The organism is Microbulbifer aggregans (assembly GCF_020524005.1).
Taxonomy (GTDB): Bacteria; Pseudomonadota; Gammaproteobacteria; order Pseudomonadales; family Cellvibrionaceae; genus Microbulbifer; species Microbulbifer aggregans_A.
Genome location: NZ_JAIVKK010000011.1, coordinates 75,163 through 88,731, shown reverse-complemented (window position 1 = coordinate 88,731; position 13,569 = coordinate 75,163). Strand labels below are relative to the sequence as shown.

The following is a 13,569-nucleotide window of genomic DNA, read 5'->3' as shown; positions in this document are numbered from 1 at the left end:
GTCATGACAGCCCATACATATAAAAAGGATTTGAATCATGGCCATTCTAGCGCGAGCGGCGAAAGTTATTTCTGCCGCGGCGTTTTCGTTGCTTATTGCTGCCTGCGGCGAAGACACCCCAAATAATACCGAAACCTCAAACGGTGACCTGAAGCCGGTCTCGGAAATCACCAAAGACAGCGAGCATTTTGCTGGTCTGTTCGATCTGTACCAGAACCAGAAAACCGGCAGCGTTTACCTGAAGATCGATCCCAATCAACTGGGTAAAGATATCCTGCATCATATGCAGGTCAGCCAGGGTACCCAGAGTGATGAATTCCAGCACCTGACGGGTATTTATTTCGAGCCGCGGGTTTTGCATTTCGAACGCCACTTCGACAAGGTGCAGGTGCGTCAGGAAAATACGGTTTTCACCTTTGACCCGAAAAACCCGATCAGCCGCGCGAGCCAGGCCAACCTGAACCGCCCACTGCTCGCTTCGCTGAAGATCGAGGCGGAAGATAAAGATAGCGGCGCCATATTCATCAATGCGGACAAGCTGTTTCTGGCAGAGTCCCTGCGCCAACTGAAGTCATCCCCGAATCCCGAAGCGAAACCGGGAGACAGACTGCCCATTGGCAAACTGAATGAAGACAAAACCAGCTATGTCGGTCTGTACAATTACCCGCAGAACACCGATGTGGAAGTGGAATACGTCTACGAAAACCCAGAACCGGTGTTACCCAAGAATTTTGGCCAGGATATCCGCGATTTTGCCGTGGGTGACGAGCGCAGCCTGGCATTCAGTATTCGCCATATCCTGATCCAGGCGCCGGAGAATGACTTTGTACCGCGCCGCGACGACCCGCGACTCGGATATTTCACCAGTCTCAAGCAGGTTATGACTTCGGATGAAGTGGCTCCTTACGGCGACGTTATCAACCGCTGGCACCTGGTAAAGAAAAACCCCCTGGCGAAAATATCCGAGCCGGTAAAACCCATCGTCTGGTGGATCGAAAATACGACCCCGCTGGAATACCGGGACACCATTCGCGATGCCACCCTGGCCTGGAACAAGGCATTCGAGCAGGCGGGCTTCAAGGATGCCGTCCAGGTCAAAGTACAACCGGACGACGCCGACTGGGATGCGGGCGACCTGCGCTACAACGTACTGCGCTGGACCGCCTCCCCCAAACCACAATTTGGCGGCTACGGGCCTTCTGTCGCCAACCCGCTGACCGGCGAAATTCTCGGCGCCGATATCATGCTCGAGCTGATCGCCATGCAAAACATGTCGAGAATGCCGGGCATGTTTGATGTACCCGCCGCATCCAGCGCGCAAGCCGGCGGCCGCTTTAACCCGCTGCAAGTGAGCCACGCCCCGATTTACCAGGGAGGCGCCTTCGGTGCCGCGGCCCTGAGTGCCATGGGCGCGGAAGAGGCCACCAGCAACCGCTTTGCCGAGGAGTTCCTCTACTTCCTGGTGCTGCATGAGGTTGGCCACACCCTCGGCCTCAACCACAACTTTATCGCCAGCCAGCAATCGCCGCTCGACACCATTTTCGATGCTGAAATGACCCGTAAACATGGGCTGGTTGCATCGGTGATGGATTACCCGGCACCCAACCTGGCACCCGTGGGTATGGAGCAGGGACAGTTTTATGTTGTGGAGCCCGGCGCCTACGACCGCTGGGCAATCGAATACGGCTATTCCACCGCCACTCCCGATGCCGCGGAAGAAGAACAACGCCTCAGCAATATACTCGCGCGCTCTACCGACCCGGCGCTGGCCTTTGGCAACGACGCCGATGATATGCGCATGCCGGGCGCCGGTATTGACCCGCGCATTATGATCAACGACATGAGCCAGGATGCTATCGGCTACGCCCAGAACCAGTTCGAGCGCAGCCAGTTGATGCTGGATACCATGGCGGACCGCCTGCTGAAACAGGGAGAGTCGCGGCAGGAACTGGTATACGGGGCCAATCTCGCCCTGGGCTACTACGCACGCGCCGCGCAGACCGTGTCCCGCTATGTGGGCGGAGTGCGGGTCGATCGCTCCATGGTCGGCCAGGAGGGTGGCGAGGACCCGTTCCGCCCTATGGACGCTACCGAGCAAAAACGTGCGATGGAAGTGCTTGAAGAGCATGTCTTCGCGCCGGATGCCCTGCACCTGTCACCGGAACTCCTGAGACAGTTGCAGCAACAGCGCCGCTGGTTCTTCTTCTATGGCAAAACCGAAGACCCCAAAGTACACGATGTGGTCCTGCAAATGCAGAAATCCGTACTCGATCACCTGCTGAACCCGGTGGTCCTGAAACGGATACAGGATTCCGCCCTGTACGGGAACGAGTACTCCATGACGGACCTCTACGCGGATCTGAACCTGGCGATCTTCGGCGCGGATGCAACCAGCAACGTCAACAGTTTCCGCCAGAACCTGCAGCGGGAATATGTCGACCGCCTGATCGGCCTCGCCAGCGCCACCAAGGATGGCGCCCGCCAGCAGCAGGCGCAGGCCCTGGCCCGCTATTCACTCAAGCAAATAGAACGGCAGCTGGATTCCCGTGGCAATGAACCTGCATCGCGGGCCCACAAGGAGCATATCCAGTTCATCATTCGCCAGGCTTTGAACCCCAACACAGTTCAAACCGCCGCCTGACAGGCAACAGGCAGCCGTGCACTACGGCTGCCTGTCTTTCCTTATATCCCCTTCTCGTTTATACCCCGCACGAAACCATTGCAATTACACCTGACCGCGCAGACTCACTAGCGCAGCGTACTAAGTTCCTTCGATTTCCGTGGTAACGGGCCAGGCCGACTATAGGATTAGAAGACAACCTTTCTTCAATGAAGGAGCACGCTATGGCTAGCGCCAAACCGAACACGAACTCCAGCCGGGAAAAACTGCACGAGGCATACAATCTCGCCGGTGAAGCTGCACACGATGCCGCGAGTCACGTGAAGGACCGGGCCCACGAAACCGCAGACCACCTGAAGACCAAAGCCAAAGACTCGGTGGAGCGCAATCGCCAGCGCGCCCAGGACGTCACTGAACGTGCTGAATCCCGTATCAAGGACCATCCGCTCATGGCAGTAGGTTGCGCATTCGCAGTGGGCTGGGTGATTGCCAAACTGATGAAATAGCGTTCTCAGCGGTTCCCGGTGATCCAGAAGGCGACTGTACTTCGGCACAGTCGTTTTTGTTCGTCCCTCTACCCGCTTCTATGAGCAGCTTCGATTCAGGGGAATGTTTTGTATGGGTGAACCAAACCGGTCCGATGGACCTCGCGATACATTTCACAAGTATGACCGTCGCGAGGATGACAATCGCTGGGATGCCCGGGCTGCCACTGAGGAGTTCGATACCACCCGGGACACAGGTAGTGCGTTTGAAGAAGACGTTGAAAATGTAATGACCCGCGCACAAGCGACGCTGTCACTGACATCCGCCTGGTTCAGTAATTTCTCGACCCTGGCTCAGCTGGAGCTGGACCGCACGCTGAGTGCAGGCAAGCGCATCGCCGCACTGTCACTGATACTGCTACCTCTGGCCTTCGTATTGTTCGTCAGCCTGTGTGGCGGCCTCGGTTTGCTTGGCTACTACTTCTCACAATCCATTTATGTGGGCTTTGCGGTGTTTCTATTCACTCAGGTTTTACTCCTCGCCGGGATTGCGATTTACATCAATCAGCTGCGTAAATTACTCGGTTTCGAAGAGACGAAAAGACAGGCCCGGGAGGCGCTGAACGATGTCACTGAGTTCTTTAAATAAGCGCATACGCAAGTGCAGTAAAGATATGGATCGTCAACGTCACGGGGCGGTATACCTGTTAACGGATCAGAAGCAACAGGCACTACACCGAGCTCGAAAAGTACCCTTGTCCGTGGCCCTGAGTGTGGCTTTTGCCTGCGGCTATCTGGCGGAACGTTTCTTTGCTACGCCGGCGCCTGCGACACTGCTGCGCTGGTATATGACCTTGAGGACGTTCTGATATACCGACGCCGCTAACGTTAGGCCGGCACACTATCCCTGTGTTGATTCTTCTCTGATTCACGCTGCCCCATTTCCAGAATTTTTTCTGCCACCTCCACCAGCTTGAGGTTCATTTCCATCGCACGCTGCTGCATGGTTCGGTACGCATCGTCCTCATTCATTTTAAACGTACGCATCAGGACGCCCTTGGCCCGCTCTATTTGTTTGCGCTCGGAAAGCGCGCGGCGGGCTTGCTCAAGCTCTTCACTGACTTCACGAATATGCGCGACCTGGGCCCGAATCAGGTCGTAGAGCGAGTGGGCAAGGTGCTGGGAGCCTATTGGGGTAACACTGCTATCGGAGACACTGCCGGTAAGTCCTGGTACCGCCGGATCAAACAGCATGGTGAGTGCCGGCGCCTCTGGCCAGCGCCCGGATTTCAGTTCCTGCAGCCGTGCGTAATGACGAGCCAGTTCAGCCTGGGCCTGGGATACCCGCTTGCGGCTGATCGCCAGCAGCCGGGCAGCCATGGAGTCTTCCAGACCGTGCATACTGTCGATACGTTCTGTAGCCAGCTCGTACCAGATCTCGCTGATATCCGCGGCAATTGGCTCGCCGGGTTTGAGTCCGACGATGATCTGGCGCAGCCGCTGTAAATCTGCCGCAGCCGGGCCACTCTCGATTTCTTCCCAGCGGGCCTTTTCCTGTTCAATGGCAAACTCGGTAAATACCGCGAGGCTGCTCTGTTGGCACTCCTGCAATTGAGACAGTCGGTCGTGCAGGCTCGCATCAAAATGACTGCCAGCAAATCCGATCGCGCCCCAAGCGCGTTCCTGTCCGGCAAACTCCTTGGCCTGCATAAAATTGAACAACGCCACCAGGCTCCGTGTTACTTCCGGGTCATCAGCCACGTCCGCCGCCTCAAACACGACCGCAAGCAAACCCGCGACCACCCGGCAATAGGCACTGGTGGCATCCAGTGCGCTGATGGCGAGGCTTCCAACCTGCTCACGTAACCCCGGCAACCCATCGAGCCCGTGCAGGGTATAGGCGATGCTGTTCAACAGGCGCATATTGCGCTGCTCATCGCGATTCAGGTAGTGATCGTGCAACAGCTGGCGAAAGCACTGTTCGTTCAGCTCGCCATTTTGGATTTGAGTTTCCCTCTGCCCCTTGAAACGCGCCCCGTCAGAAACCAGGTAGATATTGCTGATACCTCGTTCTCGCTGTAGCTGGTGTACCAGCTCAGACACTGTCGTCACCAGCTCACTGGTGGCACACAGGCGCTCCAGGGCCTGAATTTCAGCGCGCTTGGCCGCGAGCAGAAACTTTTCAGCATCGTCACAGTAGGCAGACATGGCCTTGTACCCTTTTAAAATAGTGGTTATCAGCAATGAAGATTTCAGTAACTACCATTGCCACAGCAATAAATATTCCAGATTCCGCCCCCCGATGACCTGTCGCTGCAAGCCTCTCTGCCGCGAACCAAAAAAGGGCAACCTGGAGAAAGCGCACAGAAAAAAGGCGCGGACACATACTGGCCCGCGCCAGCCGGATCACAACCCGGCCTCCTTCCCGCCGATTCACGCTTGTTTCATTGTTACCGGCACACGGAAAGTTCAAGTTGGCACTGTGCTTGCTTTCAATATCAGTGTGCGGGTTGGTGAACCCCGCAAAGGGTGCATACCCACAACAATATGAACATTGGATAAAGGCGTCCATCACTTATCGGTATTGACCGGTTTGTGTGGGCGCTTTTTTTGTGCCCGGGTTTCCCTGCGATATCACCCCTGCCCTGGTGAAACTTCGCAGCCGGCCAAGCCCAAATGGACATCTGGTTCCCAACTTTCAACAAGGTGAAAACTATGGCTTATCTAGTCCCAACGGAATTTGTGACAAAAATGGTCGATGCGGGGGAATCCAAAATCTATATGTCCACCCGTGACACGCTGGTACGCGCCTATATGGCTGGGGCGATTCTTGCCCTTGCCGCGGTATTTGCCGTGACTGTGGCAGTACAGACCGGGGTATTTCTTATCGGTGCCATCCTGTTCCCGGTCGGCTTCTGCATGCTGTACCTGATGGGTTTCGACCTCCTGACCGGCGTCTTTGTACTGACCCCACTGGCTCTACTGGACAAACGTCCGGGGGTTACTGTGTCCGGCGTGTTGCGCAACTGGGGTCTGGTTTTCGTGGGTAATTTTGCCGGGGCGCTGACGGTCGCGGTAATGATGGCCTTCGTATTCACCATGGGCTTCAACACCGAGCCCGGTGCCGTGGGCGCAAAGATTGCCAGCGTCGGTGAAGCCCGCACCCTGGGCTACGCCGAGTACGGCCTCGCCGGCTGGCTGACCATTTTCCTGCGCGGCATGCTGTGTAACTGGATGGTTTCCATGGGCGTGGTTGGCGCAATGATATCCACCTATGTGAGCGGCAAGGTGCTGGCGATGTGGATGCCCATCATGCTGTTCTTTTTCATGGGCTTCGAACACTCGGTGGTGAACATGTTCCTGTTTCCCTCCGCGATCATCATGGGCGGCGACTTTTCCGTAGCGGATTACTTTATCTGGAATGAAATCCCCACTGCACTGGGTAACCTTGTCGGCGGCCTGGCCTTTACCGGTCTTACCCTGTACAGCACCCACTACAAGACCGCGCCCAAACGAACGCTGGTCGCGGCAAATCAATCCTCCGGTGGCAGTGAAGCCATGGCCTGATTTTCCATCACAGACGGATCCCGGCCGTAACCGCGGCCGGGAATTTTCCATGCAAAATACACTTTCCCTCGATGTTGGCCAATTTTCCTGCGCCGGAGTCAAACCGGAAAACCAGGACTGGTGTGGTGCGCACCTGCCCGGTGAGCCGCAACTGCAGGTAAAGGGCGCCGCCGCCGCCATTGCCGATGGCATCAGTTCCAGTCCGGTCAGTGCCACGGCGAGTGAAACGGCAGTGAACAGTTTTTTAAAAGACTATTACTGCACCGCCGATGCCTGGAGTGTGCGAAGCGCAGCCGAGCGGGTATTGAATGCAACCAACGCCTGGCTATACACCCAGACTCGCCAGAGCCCGTACTGGCCCGATAAAAATAAAGGCTATGTCTGCACCTTCAGCGCGCTTGTAGTAAAGGGGCATGAAGCACACCTGTTTCATCTGGGTGACTCGCGGATTTACCGGCTGCGCCGTGGCTCCCTTGAGCAACTGACACGCGATCACCGACTGTGGGCCGGAAGCCACCGCAGTTACCTGGGGCGCGCCCTGGGCGTAGAGCCGCAACCGGAAATCGACTACCTGCGGCTCACCATTGAGGCTGGCGACCTTTTTATTCTGAGCACCGACGGTGTACATGAGTACCTTTCTGAACAAGCCCTGATTTCGATCCTCGGTGAGTACGCCGGGTGCCCGGACAGCGCAGCCGAAGCGCTGGCCACTGCAGCACTGGCCAATGGCAGCAGCGACAATCTGAGCGCCCTGCTGATGCAGGTTATTTCGGTTCCCGGGTGTATTCAGGAGGGGCTCGAGTCCCCCCAAAACCTGCCGCTACCTCCAATCCTGAAAGCCCACGAGCGCTTCGACGGCTACACCATTGAGCGGGAACTGCACGGTAGCAGTCGCAGCCATGTGTATCTGGCAACAGACGATGCCAGTGGAGAGCAGCTAGTGCTGAAGTTGCCCTCCATCGATCTCTCGGATAATCCCGCGTACCTGGAAAGATTGATGACGGAAGAGTGGGTTGCACGCCGGGTGGACAGCCCACACGTCATCCGTGCCGCGGCCACACGACGTCCGCGCAATTATCTCTACACGGTAATGCAGCTGGTGCAGGGGCAGACGTTACGCCAGTGGATGACCGATAACCCCAACCCCGGCCTGGAGACTGTCCGCGGCATCGTCGAGCAGCTCGCCAGGGGACTGCAGGCATTGCACCGGGCAGAAATTCTGCACCAGGATCTGCGCCCGGAAAATATTATGATCAGTGCCACCGGCACCGTTACCCTGATCGACCTTGGCGCCGCACGTGTGGATGGCATTCCAACCAGTGTGGAAAACACGCTCCCGATTCCCGGCACAGCATTGTACGCGGCACCGGAATATTTTCTCGGCGACCTGGGCACCCCCGCATCTGATTTATTTTCACTCGCGGTACTGACCTACCACCTGCTCTCGGGTGAATTCCCCTACGGTACCAGGGTAGCGCACTGCACGACCGTGGCTGCCCAACATAAATTGCGCTACCGCAGCGTTTTAAGTGAAACCCGGGAAATCCCCGCCTGGGTCGATGCCACCCTGAAAAGAGCCCTACAGCCCAATCCGCTGCGCCGCCACGAGGCGTTGTCGGAATTCATTCACGATCTCCGCCACCCAAACCCGGAATACCTGAACGCCACCCGTGCGCCATTGCTTGAGCGCTACCCGACCCGTTTCTGGCAAACCTTATCCGGACTTTTGTTGCTGCTGGTTTTCTACCTGTTGAGCGTCATTGCCAGCCACACATAAACGTATTCGAACACACCCCAAAACCGCACAGGAGCACGCCATGATCAGTAACCGCCAACAAGTCACGGAAAGGATTCTCGTCGCAAAGGTCGCTAAAGGACTTAAATGGGTCCAGGTGGCTGATGCCATCGGCCAGTCAAAAGAGTGGACCACTGCAGCCTGTCTCGGGCAGATGACGCTGAGTAAACCCCAGGCACAGATTGTCGGTGAGCTGTTCGACCTCAGTGACGAGGCCATCGCCTGGCTGCAGATCGCCCCGTACAAAGGCTCCCTGCCCACCGAGGTGCCGACAGATCCGCTGATTTATCGATTCTATGAGCTGGTCAATGTGTACGGCACCACCATCAAAGCACTGATACACGAGGAGTTTGGTGACGGAATCATGAGCGCGATCGATTTTTCGATGGATATCCAGCGCGAGGAAGACCCGAAAGGGGACCGGGTAAACATGGTGTTGTCCGGCAAATTCCTGCCGTACAAAACGTATTGAGACGTATTGATAAGACCCGCTAGTCGGTTTAGTGCGAACGCAGGTGGGCCCAGCTCCCGCCTGCTTCACACACCGGTAAACTAACCAGCCCGGACTGACCGACAAGACCGTATCCAAACTGGATTACAATGATCGATCACTCAGCCAACCCGGTAGTTCGATCTTGAGCACATCCACCCCCGCAGCAGGCGTCATTTCCAGCGAAGCTTTTACACCGCCACATAGCGTGGAAGACGCTGCAGCGCTGCTGGTGGACTTTATCCACCGTCATCCGCGCCTGATGATCCTTACCGGCGCAGGCGTCAGTACCGATTCAGGCATACCGGACTACCGGGACAAAAATGGCGAGTGGAAGCGCAAACCACCAGTGGACCACCGGGATTTCATGCGTTGCGAGCGCACCCGGCAACGCTACTGGGGGCGCGCACTGATCGGCTGGCCGGTTATCCGCAACTCGCAGCCGAACCCTGCGCATTTTCACCTGGCTGAGCTGGAGCAGCGCGGACACGTGGAACTGCTGGTAACACAGAATGTGGATCGGCTGCACCAGCAGGCTGGCAGTGAGAAGGTGATTGATCTCCACGGCCGTGCCGACGAGATTCAGTGTATGAGCTGTAACTTCCGCGCCGACCGCCAGACCATTCACAACCGCAGCTACGCGCTGAACCCGGCGTTCCGGCATTTCCAGGCGGATACTGCGCCAGATGGCGATGCCGACCTGGAAGTGGACTTCAACAGTTTCCGTGTAGTCGACTGCCCGCAATGCGCCGGCATTCTGAAACCGGATGTGGTGTTCTTCGGAGACAATGTACCCAAAACCCGGGTGCAGTTGGCGATGGACGCGCTGCGAGCGAGCGACGGACTGCTGGTGGTTGGTTCGTCACTGATGGTCTACTCAGGGTTTCGGTTTTGCCGCATTGCGAAGGAATGGAATAAGCCATTGGCCTCTCTCACTCTGGGACGCACCCGCGCCGATGACCTGATTGACCTCAAATTGAATACGCATATCGGCGAAACCCTGGCTGCGGTGCTGCAGCAACTGTAGCGCCACCGAACCGGTTCGCGATCCCACATCTCCGTATTACCCAGCGTCACTCGGCGCCACCGTGACGCGCACTTCTTTTAGCGCGATCCGAACTTTCGAAGCTGACATATCCCGCGAGGCACATCGCAAAAAATTGGCAGCGATATGTACTCACGATAAAAATTCCCCACCAGAATCTACTGACAATTGACCTGCCTGAAAGTAACGCGGCGCCAAATGGCTGCACGGCAGAAGGCTCCACGGATAGTTACTCATCAGCCGAAATCCGGTTCCCGGAAATCGCACATCGTCGAATGGATGCTCAATGGAAGCGCAAACTTTAGCCGAAGCAGTTGAAATCAAAGAGTCAAAAACGGAGGCAGAACGTTCAGGACTTAACCTGAACGTTGCCTTCACCCTGGATGGGGCCAAGAAGCTACTCCATACATGGGAACTCGCGGACCAGAGAGATGCCCCCAGGGTCGCTACGGCAAAGGCCGATTTTTTCCTGCCTTTTCTCTCCGAAATCCCCGGCGATAAAACCCCGTATGTCGCTCTGTGGAAAAAGGATGGCAAACCTGACGGGATACTGATCGGCCGTCTTAGCGTCCGACGCCCGCTGATTACGATTGGAAACCGGAGGCTTCCAATGCCACAGCTTCGGACGCTGAATATTACCGAAGGCGGGCTCGAGGCACTGAGCGCGGAAACCGCACTGCAACAGAAAAAATACCTGCAAGCGTTACTGGCTGGTGGAGATCTTGAATGCATTTCAATTTTTCGCCTGTCTCCGGATGGCGAAGCCGGGAAAGCGCTTGACAACGGGCTCAACAAATCAGGCGATGGGAATCCGACAAAAGTAGCCCGCTGGTTCACCGAGCTGAATGATCGCCATGGAAACCCGGTGGTGACCAATTCAGCAAAAACACGCAGTGGATTTCGCCGTAAAGATCGCAAGCTCGTTGAGGCGTTTGACGGTTCGGTTGAAATACGGGAAATCCGCAACCCGCAAGATATTGCCGGTTTTTTAAAGGTGGCAGTCAATATCGTCGCTGCCAGCTATCAGCAGAGCATTGGCGTTGGGGTAAAAGACGATATGGCCTGGAAGAGTACGTCCAGAATACATGCCGAAAACGGCAGTTTCCGCGGCTACCTGCTGGAAGTCGAAGGCGAACCCATTGCCTATATTGTGGGACCCGTGGTGGATGGTACCTTTACCTTGCTGGCCACCTCCTTTCTGCCGCAATACGGGAAACTGGCGCCGGGGACTTATTTACTCCGCCGAGTAATCGAGCGGTTGCAGAACGAAGGCATTCGCTGGATCGACTATGGTATCGGCGATTACAGCTACAAAGAACTCTATGGCACCCTGCGCCGGGAAGATACCTCGACAAACTTTTACGCTGCATCCACTAACGCAAGGATCGCCCGGGGCTTAAACGTTCTTGCGAATTCAACCACACGATTCCTGCAATCCAGCGGCCTGCTGAAGCGACTCAAACAGATTCGGCGATCTATCATTGACCGCCTGAAAAACACCAAAACTGCCTCCCGCTAAATGTGAGGAGGCCATTTACCAGCGGCAGTATTTCGCTCAGTCGCCTCCCTGATCGGAGAGTTTGTCTTCCGTACGGAGGTCAAAGTCGCTGGCATCGTGCCGCTCGTGCAACTGCAACGCGGGGTCGCCCCAGGTTCGATTCACCATACCCCCACGCTTTACTGCCGGGCGCTCAGCGATTTCCTCGACCCAGCGATTCAGGTTTTTATAGCTGTGCGCCTCGAGAAATTCCGCAGCGTCATACGCCTCGTTTCTGACTACCGCACCGTACCATGGCCAGATGGCCATGTCGGCAATGGTGTACTCCTTTCCCGCAACATAGGGATGCTCGGCCAGCTGGCGGTCGAGCACATCGAGCTGGCGCTTTACCTCCATCGCATAACGGTTGATGGGGTATTCATATTTCTCCGGCGCATAGGCATAGAAGTGGCCAAAGCCACCACCAAGGAAAGGTGCCGCCCCCATCTGCCAGAACAACCAGTTCATTGTTTCGGTGCGCTGCTCGGGCGTATGCGGCAGAAACGCACCGAACTTCTCGGCCAGGTACACCAGGATGGAACCAGATTCGAACACGCGGATCGGTGGTGTCGTACTGTGATCCACCAGTGCGGGGATTTTTGAGTTGGGATTGATGCTGACAAATCCACTGCCGAACTGATCGCCTTCGGTAATCCGAATCAGGTGCGCGTCGTATTCGGCCCCTTCATGCCCGAGGGCAAGCAGCTCCTCGAGCATAATGGTCACTTTCACCCCATTGGGTGTGGCGAGGGAGTACAGCTGCAGCGGATGCTCTCCCACCGGCAACGTTTTTTCATGCGTGGCACCAGCTGTAGGGCGGTTGATACTGGCAAACTGCCCACCGTTTGCGTGATCCCAGGTCCAGACTTTTGGCGGGGTGTAAGTGGTGTCAGACATCACAACTCCATAATTAAAAGAAGCTCAGGGCTACGTTTTTCGATCAGTGATCGGGCAAGTTTTCAGAGACCTCAATATACGTAGTACTTCGCCGCAACACATCAACCACTGCCGGCAATGGTTCCACATATATATCTGGCAGATTCCGCTCCCCCGCAGACAGCTCTGCAAAGGCAAGTACCTCAATGGGAGGGGCATAACCCGCAGTGACCCCCGGTTTATTGCCCCTGGCATCCAAACGATACCAACCGAACGCATCCAGATACACCGCGTTCAACCCATGCAGGCAAAAACGTTTACCCTCTTCATCCATGGACAGTCTCTGGTAACAAAGCCCGGAGGGGATTTCATTGGCCCGTAACAAGGCAGCCAGCAAATGACTCTTGGCGTAACAGTACCCGGTGCCAGCGAGCAGCACTTCAGACGCAGTACAGGTCACCGGATTCATACAGTAATCCCAGCTGTGCTTGATTTCGTCTCTCACGAATTCAAAACAGTTTTTGACTACACCATTCTGGTTCGCTGCGCCCCTTGCCAGCTGACGGGCTCTGCGAAAAACCTCCGGATGCATCCAGTCAACAACCGCACAGGTTTGCAGAAACTTCTCCATGTTGTATTTAAATCCTTTCGGGGAAGCCTGAAATTATTCCAGTTCAAGAGACATAAACAGGCTATTCGGGTCTTCCCGATATTGTGCAAACGGGCCGCAGAACTCAAAGCCGTGCCGCTCGTACAGGCGGTGCGCGGGTTTGAAGAAATCCATGGAGCCCGTCTCCAGACTCAGGCGGGTATAGCCGCGCCTGTTGGCTTCATCGAGGATGTGCTGCAGCATCGCGGAGCCAACGCCATTGCCGCGAGCGCGAGTGCCAGTGCGCATGGACTTGATTTCGCCGTGCTCCGGCGTCAGCTGTTTGAGCGCACCACAGCCAACCAGCTCACCGTCACTGTAGGCAGACCAGAAGGTAATTTCCGGTTGGCGCAGACCATCGAGGTCCAGGGCGTGCTTGCTTTCCGGCGGGGACATGGATCGCATGTCATCAATATGCGCCTGCAGGAATGCGGCGATTTCGTTACTGGACAGGTCGTCAACTTCGATATTCAACATAGTACTTCCTAATATCATTTACCACGCG

At 56.2% G+C, this 13,569-nt stretch carries 13 protein-coding genes; 9 read left to right on the top strand and 4 right to left on the bottom strand.

Annotation, left to right across the window (positions count from 1 at the left end):
* Nucleotides 1–37 precede the first annotated feature (37 nt).
* The 4 genes from LC093_RS17525 (at nucleotide 38) to LC093_RS17510 (ending at nucleotide 3,974) form a co-directional block, all read left to right on the top strand.
* Nucleotides 38–2,641, top strand: a complete 2,604-nt coding sequence (locus LC093_RS17525; protein WP_226667902.1) for a zinc-dependent metalloprotease — start codon at nucleotides 38–40, stop codon at nucleotides 2,639–2,641.
* A 203-nt stretch (nucleotides 2,642–2,844) separates the two neighbouring features.
* A complete protein-coding gene (locus LC093_RS17520; protein WP_226667900.1) occupies nucleotides 2,845–3,126 on the top strand; it encodes a DUF883 family protein in 282 nt (93 codons plus the stop codon).
* 112 nt (nucleotides 3,127–3,238) lie between these two features.
* Entirely contained in the window at nucleotides 3,239–3,754 is a 516-nt protein-coding gene (locus tag LC093_RS17515) for a hypothetical protein (RefSeq protein ID WP_226667898.1), read from the top strand.
* Nucleotides 3,755–3,779: 25 nt separating this feature from the next.
* A complete protein-coding gene (locus LC093_RS17510; protein WP_226667896.1) occupies nucleotides 3,780–3,974 on the top strand; it encodes a hypothetical protein in 195 nt (64 codons plus the stop codon).
* Nucleotides 3,975–3,993: 19 nt separating this feature from the next.
* On the opposite strand, the gene LC093_RS17505 is transcribed toward LC093_RS17510, so the two are convergent.
* Nucleotides 3,994–5,313: a nitrate- and nitrite sensing domain-containing protein gene (locus LC093_RS17505; protein ID WP_226667894.1), complete on the bottom strand. Its 1,320-nt coding sequence runs from the start codon at nucleotides 5,311–5,313 to the stop codon at nucleotides 3,994–3,996.
* 507 nt (nucleotides 5,314–5,820) lie between these two features.
* Between LC093_RS17505 and LC093_RS17500 the strand changes: the two genes are divergently transcribed.
* The 5 genes from LC093_RS17500 to LC093_RS17480 all read left to right on the top strand — a co-directional run bounded on the left by LC093_RS17500 (nucleotide 5,821) and on the right by LC093_RS17480 (nucleotide 11,521).
* Nucleotides 5,821–6,672 carry a formate/nitrite transporter family protein gene (locus tag LC093_RS17500; protein ID WP_226667893.1) on the top strand — a complete coding sequence of 284 codons (852 nt, stop codon included), beginning with the start codon at nucleotides 5,821–5,823 and terminating at the stop codon, nucleotides 6,670–6,672.
* Nucleotides 6,673–6,721: 49 nt separating this feature from the next.
* A complete protein-coding gene (locus LC093_RS17495) occupies nucleotides 6,722–8,449 on the top strand; it encodes a bifunctional protein-serine/threonine kinase/phosphatase (protein WP_226667891.1) in 1,728 nt (575 codons plus the stop codon).
* 40 nt (nucleotides 8,450–8,489) lie between these two features.
* On the top strand, nucleotides 8,490–8,939 hold the full coding sequence (cynS, locus tag LC093_RS17490; RefSeq protein ID WP_226667890.1) for a cyanase: 450 nt from the start codon (nucleotides 8,490–8,492) through the stop codon (nucleotides 8,937–8,939).
* Nucleotides 8,940–9,102: 163 nt separating this feature from the next.
* A complete protein-coding gene (locus LC093_RS17485; protein ID WP_226667888.1) occupies nucleotides 9,103–9,984 on the top strand; it encodes an NAD-dependent protein deacetylase in 882 nt (293 codons plus the stop codon).
* A 304-nt stretch (nucleotides 9,985–10,288) separates the two neighbouring features.
* Complete coding sequence (locus tag LC093_RS17480; protein WP_226667886.1) at nucleotides 10,289–11,521, top strand: GNAT family N-acetyltransferase; 1,233 nt, start codon at nucleotides 10,289–10,291, stop codon at nucleotides 11,519–11,521.
* Between the two features lie 36 nt (nucleotides 11,522–11,557).
* Here the strand turns inward: LC093_RS17480 and yghU are convergent, their stop codons facing one another.
* The 3 genes from yghU to LC093_RS17465 are packed head-to-tail and all read right to left on the bottom strand — an operon-like array spanning nucleotide 11,558 to nucleotide 13,541.
* The gene (gene yghU / locus LC093_RS17475) at nucleotides 11,558–12,436 is read right to left on the bottom strand and encodes a glutathione-dependent disulfide-bond oxidoreductase (RefSeq protein ID WP_226667883.1); all 879 of its coding nucleotides are present in this window, start codon (nucleotides 12,434–12,436) and stop codon (nucleotides 11,558–11,560) included.
* A gap of 43 nt (nucleotides 12,437–12,479) precedes the next feature.
* Nucleotides 12,480–13,046 (bottom strand): transglutaminase-like domain-containing protein, encoded by a 567-nt coding sequence (locus LC093_RS17470; protein ID WP_226667881.1) that lies wholly within the window; start codon nucleotides 13,044–13,046, stop codon nucleotides 12,480–12,482.
* A gap of 33 nt (nucleotides 13,047–13,079) precedes the next feature.
* Nucleotides 13,080–13,541 carry a GNAT family N-acetyltransferase gene (locus LC093_RS17465; RefSeq protein WP_226667877.1) on the bottom strand — a complete coding sequence of 154 codons (462 nt, stop codon included), beginning with the start codon at nucleotides 13,539–13,541 and terminating at the stop codon, nucleotides 13,080–13,082.
* Between the last annotated feature and the right edge of the window lie 28 nt (nucleotides 13,542–13,569).

Excerpts from the sequence above, each read along its gene's own strand:
- LC093_RS17515 (WP_226667898.1), top strand. The coding sequence starts at position 3,239 with ATGGGTGAACCAAACCGGTCCGATGGACCTCGCGATACATTTCACAAG.
- LC093_RS17480 (WP_226667886.1), top strand. The coding sequence starts at position 10,289 with ATGGAAGCGCAAACTTTAGCCGAAGCAGTTGAAATCAAAGAGTCAAAA.
- LC093_RS17495 (WP_226667891.1), top strand. The coding sequence starts at position 6,722 with ATGCAAAATACACTTTCCCTCGATGTTGGCCAATTTTCCTGCGCCGGA.
- LC093_RS17470 (WP_226667881.1), bottom strand. The coding sequence starts at position 13,046 with ATGGAGAAGTTTCTGCAAACCTGTGCGGTTGTTGACTGGATGCATCCG.
- LC093_RS17465 (WP_226667877.1), bottom strand. The coding sequence starts at position 13,541 with ATGTTGAATATCGAAGTTGACGACCTGTCCAGTAACGAAATCGCCGCA.
- LC093_RS17520 (WP_226667900.1), top strand. The coding sequence starts at position 2,845 with ATGGCTAGCGCCAAACCGAACACGAACTCCAGCCGGGAAAAACTGCAC.
- LC093_RS17505 (WP_226667894.1), bottom strand. The coding sequence starts at position 5,313 with ATGTCTGCCTACTGTGACGATGCTGAAAAGTTTCTGCTCGCGGCCAAG.
- yghU (WP_226667883.1), bottom strand. The coding sequence starts at position 12,436 with ATGTCTGACACCACTTACACCCCGCCAAAAGTCTGGACCTGGGATCAC.
- cynS (WP_226667890.1), top strand. The coding sequence starts at position 8,490 with ATGATCAGTAACCGCCAACAAGTCACGGAAAGGATTCTCGTCGCAAAG.
- LC093_RS17500 (WP_226667893.1), top strand. The coding sequence starts at position 5,821 with ATGGCTTATCTAGTCCCAACGGAATTTGTGACAAAAATGGTCGATGCG.
- LC093_RS17510 (WP_226667896.1), top strand. The coding sequence starts at position 3,780 with ATGGATCGTCAACGTCACGGGGCGGTATACCTGTTAACGGATCAGAAG.
- LC093_RS17525 (WP_226667902.1), top strand. The coding sequence starts at position 38 with ATGGCCATTCTAGCGCGAGCGGCGAAAGTTATTTCTGCCGCGGCGTTT.